Here is a 15327-nt window from a genome sequence, read left to right on the forward strand (position 1 = left end):
TCTCGTTTCGCCGCGGTGGCACCCGGGTAGCACCCTGGACTGGTGAGCTGATTCCAATCCAGGGGGACCGATGCAGAGCCGACTGCGGGTGCAGGGGCACCCCATTCAACCGATGCTTGTGACGTTCCCGTACGGGCTCTTCGTCTGTGCGACCATCTTCGACTTCGCCCAGGTGGTCGGCGGCCCCGCGCTGTTCGGCGAGGTCGGCTACTGGACGGTGGTGGCCGCCCTGGTGGCGGCGGGGCTGACCACGATGGCCGGGATGGTCGACCTGTGGGACGTGCCGCCGGACCGGACCCGTCGCACCGCGATCAGCTTCAACCTCGTCAACGCCGGGATGGCCGGGCTGTTCCTGCTCTCCTGCCTGGTACGGGCGGACGCGCCGAACCGGGGCGCCACCGCCGTACTGCTGGTCGTCGAGCTGCTCGCGCTGGCCGTCGGCGGTCTCGGTGTGGCGCTGGGCGCGCGCCTGATGCGCCACTACGAGCCCGGACGGGCTGAACCGACCAGCTTCGACGCCCTCCGCGGCACCGGCACCCCGCGCAGCGCTGTCGCGCCGCGTGGTGCGGCCGTCCTGGGTGGCGTAGACGCCCGGACCGTCGAGATCGTCCGCCCTCGTCCGTAGCGGGCTCGGCCCGGGTCCTCAGGGGAAATCGCGTTGCCACGGTCGAGGCAGGTCGGACACGCTGAGTCCGTGTCAGGGGAAGCGAGCTTCGACGAGTTGGTCGCCGACGGTGCCGCCGCGCCGGTCGAGGGCTGGGCCTTCGACCGGCTCGCCGGGCGGGCCACCGAGGAGCGTCCACCCTGGGGGTACGCCCGCCTGATGGCGGCGCGGATGGCGACCGTCGACGCGGCGCTGGACATCGACACCGGCGGGGGAGAGGTGCTCGCCGAGGTGCCGCACCCGCCCCGGCTGCTGGTGGCGACCGAGGCGTGGCCGCCCAACGTGCCGGTGGCCCGGGCCAGGCTCCGCCCGATCGGGGCGACCGTGGTCGCGGTGAGCCCCGACGCCCCGCTGCCGTTGCGCAGCGCCACCTTCGACCTGGTGGTCAGCCGGCATCCGGTGCACACCGACTGGCCCGAGGTGGCGCGCGTACTGCGGCCCGGTGGCACGTTCCTGTCGCAGCAGATCGGGCCGGGCACCGTCCGTGAACTCAGTGAGGCGATCCTCGGGCCGCTGCCGCCACCGGCCCACCGGCACCCGGAGCAGGCGGTCGCCGCCGCCGAAGCGGCCGGGCTGACCGTCGTCGACCTGCGTACGGCCACCCTGCGCACCGTGTTCCACGACGTCGGCGCCGTGGTCTGGTTCCTGCGCAAGGTGGTCTGGACGGTGCCCGGCTTCACGGTTGCGGCGCACCGGCCGGCGCTGGCTCGCCTGCACGAGCGCATCCGCACCGAAGGCCCGTTCGTCGCCCACGCCCAGCGCTTCCTCATCGAGGCCCGCCGTTAGCCCGGCCCCGATCTGCGGGGTTCGATCCACGCTCGGAGTCGCCCGGTACCGATGGGCGGGGTCGATCTGGGCTCGGTGTCAGCCGGCGCTGACGGGCGGGTCGACAGGCCTTGGTGTCGGCCCGGCACCAGGGCCGGTCGCACTGGCGCGGGCGTCGGTCAGGCGGGACGCAGCAGGGTGAGCATCTCCGACAGGTCGAAGAACTGGGCGGTCTCCACCGCGGACGGGTTGCCGTGGTCGGGGTCCGCGCCGGCGGTGAGCAGGGCGCGTACCGTGTCACCGCTGCTGCGGAACACCGCCGCCGCCAAGGCGGTCTGGCCCCGGTCGTTGGTCCTGGTGTGGTCGGCGCCCCGATCGAGCAGCGCGGCCACCGTCGCCGGGTGGGCGTGGTACGCCGCCAGGATCAGGAGCGTGTCGCCCTTCTCGTTGGTCAGGTTGACCGGCAGCCCCGCATCGACGTACCCGGCCAGTTCGGTGGTCGCACCGTCGCGCGCCAGGTCGAACATCCGGTGCGCGAACTCCAGGGTCTCGGCGTCGAGTTCCTCACTCACCGGCTCAGGCTAGTCGGCGTCGCCACGCCGCTCATCCCGACCGGTCCGACAGCCCTGCCCCGGCACTCCTACCTGGGGCGTCGAGTCGATCGCCCTCGCCCCGGTGCTCGGGCCCTGGCCGCCCGTCACGCCACGAGGTGTCGAATGGGCGTCCAGGGTCGCCCGTAGGCGCAAGATCGCGCTCGAGATCGGATTGAGTGGCTCGGTCGCGCCACCGAGCCACTCGATCCGGGATCGAGCGCGATCATGAGGAAGATGTCCCAGAATGTGAGATTACCTACTAACCCTATAGGGTTTACCGCCTAGTCTAGGTGGAGACCACAGCCGTTGAACCTCGTGAGGAAGCCATGCCTGCTCTGCCTGTCTCCGAGCGGTCGGACCTGCTCGCCGTCGCCCGGCGCTGGGCCGGCGACCCCGGGAGTTGGCCGGTGCCGCTGCGCTTCGACCCGGCCAGCCGGTGGTACGCCCGGCTCGCCGCGGACGACGACCACGAGGTGTGGGCGTTGAGTTGGCTGCCCGGTCAGGGCACCGATCTGCACGACCACGGGGGCTCGTCCGGTGCCTTTCTGGTCTGCTCGGGGGTGCTCACCGAGGAGACGGTCAGCGGCGGGCGGCTGCGTCCGCATCTGCTCGACGCCGGCTCCGGCCGCCGCTTCGGCCCCCGGCACGTGCACGTGGTGACCAACCGGCACGCCGAACCGGCGGTCAGCGTGCACGTCTACCGTCCGGCCCTGCGTCGGATGACCCGCTACCACCTCGACGGGGGTCGGCTGAGGGCCGCCGAGGTGGCCGAGGCCGGCGTGGCATGGTGAACCCCCCTGGCACCAGCCGACACACCTGGAAGGAACGATGATGCCGCAGACCGACCCCGCCGCCCACTGTCAGGTACCGCCGCCGGGCTCCCGGGGGATCGACGAGATCCTCTCCGCCGCCCGGGCCCGGTTGGACCGCCTCGACCCGGAGCAGGCACATCTGGCGTACCGGGCGGGGGCGCTGCTGGTCGACATCCGGCCGGCCGCGCAACGGGCCGCGCACGGGACGGTGCCCGGCGCCCTCGCCGTCGAGCGCAACGTGCTCGAGTGGCGCTTCGATCCGCGTTGCCCGGCCCGGTTGCCGCAGGCGGTCGGTTACGACCTGCCCGTGGTGGTGCTCTGTCAGGAGGGCTACACCTCGTCCCTGGCCGCCGCGTCGTTGCAGGATCTCGGCCTGTTCCGGGCCACCGACGTGATCGGTGGCTTCGCCGCCTGGCGGATCGCCGGCCTGCCGGTGCTAGGCCCCACCCCACCGATCCGCCCGTCCACTCCCGCGCCCCCGGCGACCGCCGGTCGGGTGTCCCACTGATCAGCCACGCCCACCCGGCGTGGCGAAGTCCCCCAGGAGGCCGCCGTGTCCGTCGTCGCCATCAGCCCGCGCCAACACCCGTCCGGCCGTACCAGCCGCAGCCGCCTCGTCCGTCGGCGCGCCAACCCGACCCTGACCATCACCGTCGACCTTGCCGCCGCAGCGACGAGCCCGCGACTGAATCGGCTGCTGGAACTGCTCGGCGAACTGGCCGCCTCGGGCGAGGGAAGGCTGTCGCGCGACGCCGCCGATCACCCGCCGATCACGGCTGATCCGAGCGTCATCCGCATCCTCACCGGACCCCGCAGCGTCCAGCAGGGCGATCGGGTGGTCCCGCTGACCCGGATCGAGTACGACCTGCTGTTGTTCATGGCCGAGCGGCCCCGGCGGGTCTTCACCCGGCTCCAGTTGCTCAACCAGGTCTGGGGTTACGACCACGCGGTGGCGCGCACCGTCGACGTGCACGTCCGTCGGTTGCGCGCCAAGCTCGGTGTCGACACGCCGTTGCTGACCACCGTCCACGGTGTCGGCTACCGCCTGGCCGACGAGGCCCGGGTGAGCGTCGAACGCTGATTTCCGCCGCGGTGGGCTGTGCCACGCCGTCCCGCACGAAAGGTGAACTCCGGTGTCGACCCCCCGTATCGGGTCAAGTTGGCGACTCTGCTGTAATCATCTGGCCTCGTACGCAGAGCGAGCATCCGGCTCCGAAGTGTCGGTCAATTGTCACATTCACACAACGCAGCCGCCCCTTGACCCGCACACCGGCGCCGGGAAGCATCGATAGAGCGGCGTCCCGGGGCCGTGGGGAAAACCCGGACCAGCCTAGGAGGACCATGTCGGTCAGCCCCGCTTCGTCGCGCGCCGGATGGCATACGTCCCAACCAGCGGTCCCCGGTCGGCCACCGGGCGGCCAACGCCGTCCGACCAGCACAGCCGCCCCGGTCATCACCGTCACCCTGTCGATTCCGCTGGCCTGTGAGGAGTCTCTGACACCGGCCGCGCGTCAGCTGCTGGAAGCGGCCCGGGAGCTGCTGGAGCACGGCGAGGGCACGATCATCAGCGGTGGCCCGGTGGTGCCCGAGCGGCGCACCGAGGTCGTGCCGGCGGGGCGGACGCCGGCACGGCCGCTCGCGCCGACCATCCCCAGCCTGCACATTCTGGCCTCCTCACGGTCGGTGCTGCGCGACGGCGAGCCACTGCCGCTGACCCGGCTCGAATTCGACCTGCTGCTGCATCTGGTGGTGCATCCGCGCCGGGTGTTCACCCGGCTCCAGCTGCTCAACGCGGTCTGGGGTTACGAACACGCGGGGGTGCGTACGGTCGACGTGCACGTGCGTCGGCTGCGCGGCAAGGTCGGGGTGGACGTACCCCTGGTCACCACGGTCTACGGCGTCGGCTACCGGCTGGCCGACGAGGCCCGGGTCACCCTCGACCAGACCGGCTGAGCGCTCGCGTCGGGCGGTCGGCGGCGGTGACGGTCGGGCGCCGGGCACGATGGTCGGATGCGTGTGCGTCCCATCTCACCGCAGCGACTGGTCACCGAGCTGGCGCAGCGACTCGCCGACACCGGGTCGGCCGGGCGGCTGCGGGTCGCTGTGGACGGTCCCGCCGCCGCCCACCCCGACGAGTTGGCCGCCGCCCTGGTCGACCCGCTGCGGGCGTACGGCCGACCGGCCCGGCACATCCGCTCCGACGACTTCCTGCGCCCGGCGTCCGTACGCCTGGAACGTGGCCGGACCAACCCGGACGCCTACTACGAAGGCTGGGTCGACGAGGCCGGACTGCGTCGGGAGGTGCTCGACCCGGCGGGGCCGGCGGGTGACGGGCGGATCCTGCCCTCGCTCTGGGACGCTCGGACCGACCGGGCCAGCCGGGCGGCGTACGTCGAGGTGCCGCCCGGCGGGGTGGTCCTGATCAGTGGCGCCTTCCTGCTCGGCGGAGGACTGCCCTTCGACGTCACCGTGCATCTGGAGATGTCCGCCGCCGCGCTGAGTCGGCGTACCGCTGCCGAACTGGCCTGGACCCTGCCCGCGTACGCCCGGTACGCCGAGGAGGTCGCACCGGCCACCTTCGCCGATCTGGTGGTCCGGGTGGACGACCCGCGTCACCCGGCGATCGTGGAATCCGCCGACGACCCGGTTTGATCCCCGGGGTGCGGGGGTAATCGCGGGGCTCACAGCGCCCGGGTGATCACCCGCCTGGGCGGTATGACCGGGTGGGGTGGTCCCACCCGTGATGACGATGATGCCCAGGAAGGCAGGCAGCCATGCTCGTCCACGACACGGTCGGCACGGGCCGATCCCAGGCGGAGATCGACCAGATTCGACTCTCCCTTCAGGCCCGCTACGCCGAACTGTCCGAGGAGTACGAGCAGGCCGTGCAGCAGAGCCAGGTGCTCCGGCTGGTCGAGGTCGGCGACACCGCGGGCGACGACCAGGCCGACAGCGGCACCAAGACCGCCGAGCGGGACACCGCGCAGTCGCTGCTGCGCACCATCCTGGACCGGCGGGCGCAGTTCGAGCATGCGCTGACCCGGCTCGACGAGGGCACCTACGGCTTCTGCGAGGGCTGCTCGGCTCCCATTCCGGTGGAACGGCTGGAGATCTTCCCGTCGGCGACCACCTGTGTGGCGTGCAAGCAGACCCGGGAGCGTCGGGCCGCTTGAGCCACAGCTTGCCGGTCGGTCCGGGACGCGGTGCACTTCACCCATGGGCGAGATCAGAGTGGGTACCGCCTCCTGGACCGACCGTACGCTGCTCGACTCGGGGTGGTACCCGCAGACGGCGGACACGCCGGAGAAGCGGCTGGCCTACTACGCCCGGCAGTTCCCGCTTGTCGAGGTCGACGCCACCTACTACTCGCCGCCGGCCGAACGTACCGCCCGGCTCTGGGCCGAACGCACCCCGCCCGGCTTCACCTTCAACATCAAGGCGTTCAGCCTGCTCACCGGCCACCCGACCAAGGTCAGCGCGATCTACAAGGATCTGCGGCCGGCCACCGACAAACGCAACCTCTACCCGGACGACCTGCCGCCGCAGGCGTACGAGGAGGTCTGGACCCGCTTCCTCAGCGCCCTGGACCCGCTGGTCGAGACGGGCAAGCTCGGCGCGCTGCTGTTCCAGTTCCCGCCCTGGTTCACCATTCGCCGGAACAACAAGCAGTACCTGCTGGAGGTGACCCGGCGCTGTGCGCCGCTGCGTCCGGTCTTCGAGTTCCGGCACGCCTCCTGGTTCGACGGGGACAACGCCACCGAGACCCTCGACTTCCTGCGCGAGCACCAGTTGGCGTACGTCGGCGTGGACATGCCGCAGGGGCACCGCTCGTCCGTACCGCCGGTGCTGGCGGCCACCTCGGATCTCGCGGTGGTCCGCTTCCACGGCCACAGCGACAAGTGGACCAGTCGGGACATCCACGAGAAGTTCGGCTACCGCTACTCCAAGCGTGAACTGGCCGACTGGGCGCCCAGACTGCGCGAACTGGCCGACCAGACGCAGCAGACCCACGTCCTGATGAACAACTGTTACCGGGACTACGCCCAGGTCAACGCCCAGCAACTCCAGGCGCTGCTGACCGAGTCCGACTGAACCGTCCGCGCCGGCGCTGTCATCTCGTCCGCACAGGGTGAGGATGGGTCACCTTCGACCGGCGGAAGGTGGTGGTAGCGGAGATCGTCCGCGTGAGACGACCGGAGGTGAATGGCGATGACGGTGGTACCGCATCGACGGCGCGACGCCGTCCTGCGCGTCGTCGGGGACCGCGACCAGGCTCGGCGGGCACCACGCTTCGGGCGGGCCAGCCCGATCCGGCCACGGCCCGGTCCGGTGGGTCCGCCGCGACGTCACGACGATCGACGCTGGGAGACCGACCTACGGGGGTGGACAGATGGCTGAGCAGTTCCAGTCGGCAATTGAGTCCTCGGTGGACAAGACCAACCTGATCCTCAAGGACATCGAGCAGGCGTACGGCTGGCCGAAGGCACAGCGCAACCAGTCGTACGCGGCGCTGCGCACCGTGCTGCACCTGCTGCGCGACCGGATGCCGGTGCAGGAGAGCGTGGAGTTCTCCGCACAACTGCCGATGCTGGTGCGGGGCATCTACTTCGACGGCTGGCAGCCGGAGAACGTACCGATCAAGCTCAACCGGGACGACTTCCTCTACGAGGTCCGGCAGGGCTTCCCCTACGACGCGGAGGGCGGCCCGCAGCGGGTGGTCCAGGTGGTGCTGGAAACCCTGCGTCGGCACATCACCCAGGGCGAATGGGACGACGTGCGGGCCACGATGCCCGACGACCTCGTCCAGATCATGCCCTGACCGTCGCGGGTTCGCGGCGCGCCGTCCGGCTCATCCGGACGGCGCGCCCGGGCGTCCGCAGCTACCCGACCGATCGGTCGGGTAGCTGCGGCCCCGCCAGTCTCGGCACTGCCAGCCCCGAGGTGGGGCCGGCCCTACCAGAGGTCGAAGTGGAACACCTCGAACGAGGTGCCGTAGCGCACGCCCAGCCGGGTGCCGACCGGGCGGGCACCGCCCTCCAGGAACTCCTGCGCGTCGAAGCTGCCGTCACCCAGCCCGGTCAGGTACGCCTCGTGCGCCAGCAACGACGCCACGCCCTTGTCGAACGTCTCGGTGGTGTCGACCCCGTGCTTCGATCGGGGCGAGGAAGCCGCCCAGACCTGGCGTACGCCGTTCCACGGCTCGACGCCGTCGATCAGTTGCTCCGGGAAGATCCACCGGTTGCCGGCGTCGCGGACCGCGTCCAGGGTGGCCCGCCCGACCGCGATGTGGTCGGCCTGGTTGAGGGTGAGCCCGCCGTCCCAGGTCTCCCGGAAGTTGTTGGTGATCACGATGTCCGGACGGTGTCGACGGACGACCGCGGCCAACTCCCGGCGCAGGGCCACGCCGTACTCCAGAATCCCGTCGGGCAGGCCCAGGAAGTCGACCGTGTCCACGCCGACCAGCGCGGCGGAGTCGCGTTGCTCCTGCTCGCGTACCTGTCGGGCGCGTGCCGGTGGCATCCCGTCGATGCCCGCCTCGCCGCTGGTGACCAGACAGTAGACCACCTGTTTGCCCTGTCCGGTCCAGCGCGCGACGGCGGCTGCGGCACCGAATTCGAGGTCGTCGGGATGAGCCACGATCGCCAGGGCGCGCTGCCAGTCCTCGGTCACCGGCTCCAGCGGTTCCAGTGCTTCGGTCATCGCCACCTCCGTTTTGATCGGCTCGGTCCCATCTTGTCACCGGGTCAGGCCCGCAGCAGCCCAGCGGCCTGGTGGCGGGAGCCCACCGGGGTGGCATCGCCCGGTAGTGCCGAGCGCGGCGAAGCGGGCGTGTCGCGGGGCACCGGCGTCTACGGTGGGTTGCACTGGTTTAGAGAAGATCGCGCGCGGGGTACCACGCGCGGCACGGCACACCCCACCGATGGCGGGGTCGGGTTCATCCGAGGGAGCACGATGCCACTCAACGACGACGACATCCAGAGCACCAGCGGCGGCGGCCTGGAAGGCCCGGCCGACGGCGGCGCGACCCCCGGCCAGCACGACGGCGGCGCCGATGGCAGCGCCGAGGGTCCGGCCGATGGTGGTGCGACGCCGGGTCAGCACGACGGTGGTGCGGACGGCAGCGCCGAGGGTCCGGCCGATGGTGGTGCGACGCCGGGTCAGCACGACGGTGGCGCCGACGGTGCCGCCCGGTAGCCGAGCACGATGACGCAACTCGATCCGCCGGGCGGCATGGTCCGCCCGGCGGTGGCGTACCCGTCCGCGCTGGCGCGCTGTGTCAGCGTCGAGCCGGAGAAGTTCGCCGCCGCCCACTGGGGACAGACACCGCTGCTGTCCCGCGCCGCCGAGCTGCCCAATCCGGCCGGCTTCACCGACCTGCTCAGCCCGGACGACGCCGACGAACTGCTCAGCCGGCGTGGTCTGCGTACCCCGTTTTTGCGGGTTGCCAAGGACGGCCAGGTGCTGCCGGCGGCGCGCTACACCGGCGGCGGCGGGGCCGGCGCAGAGATCGGCGACCAGGTCCTCGACGAGAAGATCCTTCAGCTGTACGCCGGCGGCGCCACCCTGGTGCTTCAGGGTCTGCACCGCAACTGGCCACCACTTGTCGACTTCACCCGCGAGTTGAGCCTCGCGGTGGGGCAGCCGTTGCAGGTCAACGCTTACCTCACTCCGCCCGGCAGCCAGGGCTTCGCCACCCACTACGACACCCACGACGTGTTCGTGCTCCAGGTGGACGGGCGCAAACACTGGCGGATCCACCCGCCGGTGCTGCCCGACCCGCTGGAACGCCAACCGTGGGGCGGGCGGGCCGACGAGGTCACCGCCACCGCCCTGGGACCGGCCGCCCTGGACGTGGTGCTCGAACCGGGTGACGCGCTCTACCTGCCGCGCGGCTGGCTGCACAGCGCCCAAGCCCAGGAGTCCAGCTCGCTGCACCTCACCGTCGGCATCCGGGCACTGACCCGGTACGCCCTGGTCGAGGAGTTGCTCGCGCTGGCCCCCGAGGACCGCCGGCTGCGGGCCACCCTGCCCTTCGGCATCGACCTGGCCGACCCCGAGGCGATCGAGCCGGAACTCACCGAGACCGTCGAGGCGCTGCGCGACTGGTTGTCGCACGCCGACCCGGCTGCGGTGGCGGGCCGGCTGCGGCAGCGGGCCTGGTCGGCGTCGCGTCCCGCCCCGATCCGTCCCCTGGCGCAGGCCGCCGCGCTGGCCACGTTGACCGTCGACAGTCACGTCACCGTCCGGCCGGGCCTGCGCTGGCAGCTCACCGCCACCGGTGACCAGGCCACCCTGCGCCTGTTCGACCGCACCATCACCCTGCCCGCGTACTGCGAACCCGCCGTACGCGCCCTGCTCACCGGCGAGATCACCCGCGTGGGTGACCTCCCCGCCCTGGACGCCGACGCCGACCGCCTCACCCTCGCCCGCCGCCTCCTCCAGGAAGCCGCCCTGATCCCTGGCTAGGGTTCGGTGAGGGTGATCCGCCAATCGTTGCTGCGCATCAGGATGCCGCTGCCCGGCGGGTACTCGAAATCGCAGGGACCGAGGAGGGTGAAGCCGAGCCGGCGGCAGAGTGCGTTGGAGGCGGTGTTCTCGACCGACGGGAACGCGTGCAGGCTGTCGGGCGCGTCGTGGTGGCGGGCGGCCTCGCGCAGCATGCTGATCAGGGCGGTCCCGGCTGCGGAGGCGGCACCTCGGCCCTGCCAGGGCGGTAGGACGTTCCACCCGGTCTCGTAGATCTGCTCACCCTGCCAGTCACGCTTGTGGTACCCGATACTGCCGACCATCTCGTCGCCCAGCAGCACGACGAACATCTCACCGCGGCCAGTTGCCGGCATGGCAAGGTACCGCCGGTGCCGGGCAAGCATCTGCTCCTCCGACTCAGCCCCGCCGACATGCCGCCGCATGTCCGCGGTGTTGATCCGCCGCAACAGCCCGAGCGCAGCCCCCGACCAAGGCACAAGCCGAACCTCCACACCCCACCCTCCCACCCACCCTCCCCTCCCCTCCCCTCCCTCCCCTCCCCGGCACATCACACGCGATCTTGCAGTTTCGGTCGCCGACTTGCCCATGTCTGCCCCTATTGCGGCGACACAAAGTGCAAGATCGACGGGCGCTGCGGCGGGGCGGGGGTGGGGGTGGGGTGGGGGTGGGGGTGGGGTTAGAGGGTGAGGAGGAGGAGGGTGGTGGTCAGGCCGGCGGCTATGACCAGGAGGACGGGGCGGGGGGTGAGGGTGGCGTGGCGGCGGTCGGCGATCAGGCGGGCCGGAATCAGGCCCAGCACCGGGCCGAGGAGCGTGATCACCAGGGCCAGCACGGGTAGGCCGACGGCGAGTTCACCGTCGGTGCGGTCGCCGAGGGCGCGGGCGCCGGCCCCCAGGGCGTACGCCAGCACGGCGCCGCCCAGCCCGCACAGCAGCATCAGCGGGTTGACGTTGCCCGGCAGCTCGCCCCGCTGACGGGTACGGCGCAGCAGGTCGCGTGCCCCCTCCAGCAGCGGCAACGGGTCGCCGGTGGCGTCGGGTGTCGGTGCCGGGGGTGCGCCCGCCCGTCGTCCGCCACCGCCGAGCCGGGCGTTGAGTTCCTGCCACAGCACGGCGACCTCGGCGTCGACCCGCTCCTGCGTCTCCCGCGCTGCGGCCAACTCCCGCTCGGCCCGGTTGACCTCCTCGGCCGACTCGGCCACCGCCCGGTCGGCCGCCGCGCACTGCTGCTCGTACCAGGCGTGCGCCTCGTCCCGCTGTTGCTGCACCCGCGCGCTCAGTTCGGCGAGCCGCCGCAGCTGGGCCGCGTACGTCTGGCTGGTCACCGGTTCGTTCATCGGGACGGTCCATAAGGGATTATGGTCTGCCCGGTGCGGTGGACCGCCCGGTCGAAGAAGAGCCCGCGCCAGGGCCGGGGATACCAGTCCGGCCCCGTGCCGGGGTACAGCGAGCCCAACTCCCCGCCGTGGGTGTCCAGCGCCACCCAGGCCCCGATCTGGTCGACGCGGGCGGTCGGTCCGCCCAGGTCCGCGCGCATCCGGGCCACCCCCCGCCACCACGCCAGCACATGCGTACGCCGTTCGGGGCCGTCGTGCAGGATCCGGCGCAGGTGTGCCGCACCGGTCGCCCGTCCGGTGCGGGCGGCCAGCGCGCCGGCCGCCGCGTCGACGGCGAACAGCAGCAGGTAGTGCGGTGCGCTGCTGGATCCCGGCGCGCCCAGCCCGTCGGCGGTCTCGGCCAACAGTTCGGCCACGCTCTCCTCGTCGTACCAGGCGGCGTCGTCGAGGTCCTCGTACAGGGCTCGGGTCGCCGGGTCGGCGTCCTGGTCCAGGCAGGCGATGGAGAACCGGGCGGTACCGGGGCGGTGCTGTCGGGCCAGGGACCGGGCGGCGGCGTCCAGCACCGCGCACGCCTCGTCGACCCGGGTGCCGAGCACGGCCAGGTTCCGCCCGGGAGCGCGGGGCAGTCGCAGCGCCGCCGACCGCGCCTGTACGTCGATGATCTCGCCGAGCAACGCGACCGGGTTGCGGGGTGTGCCGACCTCCGGTGCCGTCAACGCCCGGAAGTCCGGCGCGTCGGCCAACCGGGGGATCGCGTCGCCGTCGAACAGCCGCGCCGGTGCCGCCTCGGCCGGCCGCATCCGCCACAGCCGGTGTTGAAGCTCGCTCCAGGTCTCCCAGTCGCTGGCCGACGGGATCCGGGCCACCTCGTTGCCGTCGGGCAGGCCCGACTCGGCGTTGACCACCGCGTGGAACTTCGGCAGCGACTGCGCGGCGTCGTTGGACTCGGCCAGGATCCGCAGCGCCTTGGGTAGCGCGATGCGCAGCGTGAACTGGGCGACCAACGCGGGGCGGCCCCACAACGCCTCGATGCCGCGTACGTCCTGGGAGGCCAGCACCAGGTGGATGCCCTGGGAACGACCGCGCCGGGCCAGGTCCTCCAGCAGGTCGGCGGCCTCCCGGGCCACCGCGTCCCGCCCGGCCAGCAGCATCTGGAACTCGTCCACCACCGCCACGATCCGGGGCCAGTGGCCGGTCGGGTCCACCGCACGCAGCTCGGCCAGCTTGGTGACCTCGTGCTTCTTCGCCGCGTCGGCGCGGCGGCGCAGCTCCTCGGCGAGGAACCGCAGCAGCGCCAGACCGAACTCCCGGTCGGTGTTGACGTTGATACCGACCAGCCGCATGTGCGGCAACCAGCTCGGGTCCCGCCGGCCCTGCGCGAACCGGGCGAAGGACACCCCCTCCTTGAAGTCGAGCAGGTAGAACTCCAACTCGGCGGGGGAGTAGCGGGCGGCGAGCGCGCCGATCCAGGCGAAGATCAGATTGGTCTTGCCGGTGCCGGACGGGCCGCCGATCAGCGCGTGCGGTGGATAGTCGCCGAGGGTGACCAGCACCGGCCGCCCGTGCGGCCCCTCGCCGATCGGCGCGGTCAGCCCGGTCGCCGAGTCCTCCTGCCACATCTGCTCCGGCGCGGGCAGCAGGTCGGTGAACGGGGTGGGGGCGGGACCGGCGCTGACCACTGTGGCGATCTGACGGCAGGTCTCGGTGACCAGGGTGGCAGGTGGGGGCGGGTCCAGGCGTACCGGCAGGGTGCCGATCCGGGCCTCTGCCCCGGTGACGCGCACCCGGGTGACCGTCGGATCCTCCGGCAGCGGCACCCCCCGCACGATCAGGTGTACGCCGCACGCGGCACCGGCCCGGACCACCCGGTCGAGTTGCCCGCGTTCGTGCCGGGACAGCTCCTCCCCGCCGAGCAGCACCGCCACCCGCCACGGCTCCGGTCGGCGACCGGTGGCGGCGGCCAACTCGCGCAGCGTGGCGTGCTCCCCGGCGAGCACCGTCTCGTTGATCCGGCGGATCTGCTCCACCAGGTCGTCCAGCAGCCGACCCAGTCCACCCGGCCCGACGAAGGTGAGCAGCCCGGCGGTGCCCAGCGGGGCGAATCCGGCCAGTCCGCCGCCCAGATGATCGGGGTCGTAGCCGACCACCCGCACGTCGCCGGGCGCGGCCCGGCCGAGGCTGCGCAGCAGCAGCGCGGACACCACGGCGGCACACCCCTCGGCGTCCCCGTCGAGGGCGACGTGGCCACCGTCGAGCAGCGCCACCAGCGCCGGTACCGGCTCGGCCTCGGGCAGCAGCACCGTACCGATGCGGGTCGCGCCCGGCGGTTCCCCCCGCCCGGCGGGGCTCCGTCGCCACTGCGTCCACGGGGCCGAACCCGCCCCGGGCGCCTCCCGGGTCGCGGCCTCGGCCGCCTGCCGGGCCAGGGCCGCGAGCCGCGACGTGTGCTGGGCGTCGATCTCGGCGAGCCGCCGGTCGCGTTCGGCACCCACCCGCTGCGGTACGCCCAACGCGGCCCGACGTACCCGCACCGCCCGCTCCCGGGCGGTCGCCACGGCGGTCTGTGCGGCGGCCGACCTGTTCCGGGACGCGCCGAGTGCGTCGGCGAGCAGTTCCCGGACCCGGGCGACCAGCTGGTTGCGCCGGTCAGCCATCGATCCCGTTCCCGGACCGGCCGGCCATCCCGTGCTCGGCGATGGGCCGTCTCGGCGGCCCATCCCACGGTGCCTCGCGCCTGGGCGGACGCTGGCCGGCGGGCCTGGTCGCGTCCGGTGTCGACGGGGTGCCGCCCGTGTTGGTTGTCGGCTGGGTGCTGCCTGCGTCCGGCAGGTCACGGCCGAGGCGGTCGAGCAGCACGCCGGTGAGCACACCGGCGGTGACTGCCGGGTCGGCGGCGTGCGGCTGGTCGTCGTTGCCGCGACGCGGCGGCGGCATTCGGCAGACCCGGGTCAGCAGGGTGTCCAGCACCGGAGGGGGCAGGCCGGGCAGCAGGTCACGGACCCGGCCGTCCAGCTCGCGGTGCAGCCGAGGCAGATCGTCGCCGCGCGGCGGGTGGCCGAGCAACTGCCCGGCGAGGTCGCGCAGCAGCGGCGGCGCCACCGCGGCCAGGCCCATGCCCACGTCCGCGTGGGCCCCGCGCAGCTCCCGGTGCAGCCGGTCGCGGTCGCCGGCGCGTACCCCACGCACCACCCGGCGCAGCAGTTCCTGGGAGTCGGTGACCCGGTCGTCGGGTTGCTCGGCCGGGCCCTCGCGTCCACCTGTCAGCTCCGCCACCCGTACCGCCCACCAGCGGCGCAGCCGCACGTCGCCGGCGGGCTCCGGCGCGGCGTCGGCCACCGGCCCGGCTGCCCGTGGATCGTCGTGCACGCCTCGACGCTCCGGCGCCCCGGCCGGCGGTGCGGCCCCGTCGGGTGCCAGTCCGATCGCCGCCAGGTACGCGGTCAGCTGCTCCTGGGCGACCCGCAGCGCGTAACCGGCCGTCTCGGCGTGCTCGGTGGCGGCGGACAGCTCCGGCACCCCCATCGGGTTGGCGGACTCCTGGCGTACCCAGCGCAGCCGCTCGGTGGCCAGCCCGAACTTCTCCAACGCCTGCGTCAGCAGTCCCAGGGGCAGTTCCTCGGCGGCGGCCCGGACCTGCGCGCCGACATCCTCGACGATGGACACGCC

General features: G+C 72.7%; 18 protein-coding genes. 12 read left to right on the top strand and 6 right to left on the bottom strand.

Features of this window, described 5'->3' with window-relative positions:
- Nucleotides 1-70: 70 nt before the first annotated feature.
- A complete protein-coding gene (locus tag EG812_RS04250; protein ID WP_013734382.1) occupies nt 71-625 on the top strand; it encodes a DUF2231 domain-containing protein in 555 nt (184 codons plus the stop codon).
- Nucleotides 626-694: 69 nt separating this feature from the next.
- Nucleotides 695-1450 carry a class I SAM-dependent methyltransferase gene (locus EG812_RS04255; RefSeq protein WP_126710793.1) on the top strand — a complete coding sequence of 252 codons (756 nt, stop codon included), beginning with the start codon at nt 695-697 and terminating at the stop codon, nt 1448-1450.
- Between the two features lie 158 nt (nt 1451-1608).
- Here EG812_RS04255 and EG812_RS04260 read toward each other — a convergent pair whose 3' ends face one another.
- Complete coding sequence (locus tag EG812_RS04260) at nt 1609-2001, bottom strand: ankyrin repeat domain-containing protein (protein WP_126710794.1); 393 nt, start codon at nt 1999-2001, stop codon at nt 1609-1611.
- Between the two features lie 347 nt (nt 2002-2348).
- Here EG812_RS04260 and EG812_RS04265 point away from each other — a divergent pair, with 347 nt between their 5' ends.
- From EG812_RS04265 to EG812_RS04305, 8 genes are all read left to right on the top strand, one after another.
- Entirely contained in the window at nt 2349-2813 is a 465-nt protein-coding gene (locus EG812_RS04265; protein WP_013734379.1) for a cysteine dioxygenase, read from the top strand.
- A 37-nt stretch (nt 2814-2850) separates the two neighbouring features.
- Nucleotides 2851-3342, top strand: a complete 492-nt coding sequence (locus EG812_RS04270; protein WP_013734378.1) for a rhodanese-like domain-containing protein — start codon at nt 2851-2853, stop codon at nt 3340-3342.
- 45 nt (nt 3343-3387) lie between these two features.
- Nucleotides 3388-3915, top strand: coding sequence for a winged helix-turn-helix domain-containing protein (locus EG812_RS04275; RefSeq protein WP_126710795.1), 528 nt, complete (start codon nt 3388-3390; stop codon nt 3913-3915).
- 260 nt (nt 3916-4175) lie between these two features.
- A complete protein-coding gene (locus tag EG812_RS04280) occupies nt 4176-4787 on the top strand; it encodes a winged helix-turn-helix domain-containing protein (RefSeq protein WP_102660561.1) in 612 nt (203 codons plus the stop codon).
- Between the two features lie 57 nt (nt 4788-4844).
- A complete protein-coding gene (locus tag EG812_RS04285) occupies nt 4845-5486 on the top strand; it encodes a nucleoside/nucleotide kinase family protein (RefSeq protein WP_126710796.1) in 642 nt (213 codons plus the stop codon).
- Between the two features lie 122 nt (nt 5487-5608).
- Nucleotides 5609-6007 (top strand): TraR/DksA family transcriptional regulator, encoded by a 399-nt coding sequence (locus tag EG812_RS04290; RefSeq protein WP_013734374.1) that lies wholly within the window; start codon nt 5609-5611, stop codon nt 6005-6007.
- A 43-nt stretch (nt 6008-6050) separates the two neighbouring features.
- Nucleotides 6051-6926 (top strand): DUF72 domain-containing protein, encoded by an 876-nt coding sequence (locus EG812_RS04295; protein ID WP_043721204.1) that lies wholly within the window; start codon nt 6051-6053, stop codon nt 6924-6926.
- Nucleotides 6927-7224: 298 nt separating this feature from the next.
- Nucleotides 7225-7653, top strand: a complete 429-nt coding sequence (locus tag EG812_RS04305; RefSeq protein WP_013734372.1) for a DUF2267 domain-containing protein — start codon at nt 7225-7227, stop codon at nt 7651-7653.
- Nucleotides 7654-7787: 134 nt separating this feature from the next.
- On the opposite strand, the gene EG812_RS04310 is transcribed toward EG812_RS04305, so the two are convergent.
- Nucleotides 7788-8534 carry a PIG-L deacetylase family protein gene (locus EG812_RS04310; RefSeq protein ID WP_102660566.1) on the bottom strand — a complete coding sequence of 249 codons (747 nt, stop codon included), beginning with the start codon at nt 8532-8534 and terminating at the stop codon, nt 7788-7790.
- Nucleotides 8535-8786: 252 nt separating this feature from the next.
- On the opposite strand from EG812_RS04310, the gene EG812_RS04315 reads away from it, so the two are divergent.
- Both EG812_RS04315 and EG812_RS04320 read left to right on the top strand, forming a co-directional pair.
- Nucleotides 8787-9029, top strand: a complete 243-nt coding sequence (locus EG812_RS04315; protein WP_126710797.1) for a hypothetical protein — start codon at nt 8787-8789, stop codon at nt 9027-9029.
- A gap of 9 nt (nt 9030-9038) precedes the next feature.
- Complete coding sequence (locus EG812_RS04320) at nt 9039-10301, top strand: cupin domain-containing protein (protein ID WP_126710798.1); 1263 nt, start codon at nt 9039-9041, stop codon at nt 10299-10301.
- Here the strand turns inward: EG812_RS04320 and EG812_RS04325 are convergent.
- The 4 genes from EG812_RS04325 to EG812_RS04340 all read right to left on the bottom strand — a co-directional run bounded on the left by EG812_RS04325 (nt 10298) and on the right by EG812_RS04340 (nt 15324).
- Nucleotides 10298-10798, bottom strand: coding sequence for a GNAT family N-acetyltransferase (locus EG812_RS04325; RefSeq protein WP_233579373.1), 501 nt, complete (start codon nt 10796-10798; stop codon nt 10298-10300). The two genes, EG812_RS04320 and EG812_RS04325, sit on opposite strands and share 4 nt — an antisense overlap.
- A 200-nt stretch (nt 10799-10998) precedes the next feature.
- Nucleotides 10999-11658 carry a hypothetical protein gene (locus tag EG812_RS04330; protein ID WP_126710800.1) on the bottom strand — a complete coding sequence of 220 codons (660 nt, stop codon included), beginning with the start codon at nt 11656-11658 and terminating at the stop codon, nt 10999-11001.
- Entirely contained in the window at nt 11655-14315 is a 2661-nt protein-coding gene (locus tag EG812_RS04335; RefSeq protein WP_126710801.1) for an FtsK/SpoIIIE domain-containing protein, read from the bottom strand. Before EG812_RS04335 ends, EG812_RS04330 begins: the two co-directional genes overlap by 4 nt.
- Complete coding sequence (locus EG812_RS04340; protein WP_013734365.1) at nt 14308-15324, bottom strand: hypothetical protein; 1017 nt, start codon at nt 15322-15324, stop codon at nt 14308-14310. The genes EG812_RS04335 and EG812_RS04340 overlap by 8 nt, the downstream gene beginning before the upstream one ends.
- Nucleotides 15325-15327: the final 3 nt, after the last annotated feature.

Source organism: Verrucosispora sp. FIM060022 (assembly GCF_003977705.1).
In the GTDB taxonomy this organism is placed as follows: Bacteria; Actinomycetota; Actinomycetes; order Mycobacteriales; family Micromonosporaceae; genus Micromonospora; species Micromonospora gifhornensis.

What these genes read in the sequence shown, in the direction of transcription:
- EG812_RS04250 (WP_013734382.1), top strand. Translation starts at nt 71, where the DNA reads ATGCAGAGCCGACTGCGGGTGCAGGGGCACCCCATTCAACCGATGCTT.
- EG812_RS04265 (WP_013734379.1), top strand. Translation starts at nt 2,349, where the DNA reads ATGCCTGCTCTGCCTGTCTCCGAGCGGTCGGACCTGCTCGCCGTCGCC.
- EG812_RS04270 (WP_013734378.1), top strand. Translation starts at nt 2,851, where the DNA reads ATGATGCCGCAGACCGACCCCGCCGCCCACTGTCAGGTACCGCCGCCG.
- EG812_RS04280 (WP_102660561.1), top strand. Translation starts at nt 4,176, where the DNA reads ATGTCGGTCAGCCCCGCTTCGTCGCGCGCCGGATGGCATACGTCCCAA.
- EG812_RS04285 (WP_126710796.1), top strand. Translation starts at nt 4,845, where the DNA reads ATGCGTGTGCGTCCCATCTCACCGCAGCGACTGGTCACCGAGCTGGCG.
- EG812_RS04290 (WP_013734374.1), top strand. Translation starts at nt 5,609, where the DNA reads ATGCTCGTCCACGACACGGTCGGCACGGGCCGATCCCAGGCGGAGATC.
- EG812_RS04295 (WP_043721204.1), top strand. Translation starts at nt 6,051, where the DNA reads ATGGGCGAGATCAGAGTGGGTACCGCCTCCTGGACCGACCGTACGCTG.
- EG812_RS04305 (WP_013734372.1), top strand. Translation starts at nt 7,225, where the DNA reads ATGGCTGAGCAGTTCCAGTCGGCAATTGAGTCCTCGGTGGACAAGACC.
- EG812_RS04310 (WP_102660566.1), bottom strand. Translation starts at nt 8,534, where the DNA reads ATGACCGAAGCACTGGAACCGCTGGAGCCGGTGACCGAGGACTGGCAG.
- EG812_RS04315 (WP_126710797.1), top strand. Translation starts at nt 8,787, where the DNA reads ATGCCACTCAACGACGACGACATCCAGAGCACCAGCGGCGGCGGCCTG.
- EG812_RS04320 (WP_126710798.1), top strand. Translation starts at nt 9,039, where the DNA reads ATGACGCAACTCGATCCGCCGGGCGGCATGGTCCGCCCGGCGGTGGCG.
- EG812_RS04330 (WP_126710800.1), bottom strand. Translation starts at nt 11,658, where the DNA reads ATGAACGAACCGGTGACCAGCCAGACGTACGCGGCCCAGCTGCGGCGG.
- EG812_RS04335 (WP_126710801.1), bottom strand. Translation starts at nt 14,315, where the DNA reads ATGGCTGACCGGCGCAACCAGCTGGTCGCCCGGGTCCGGGAACTGCTC.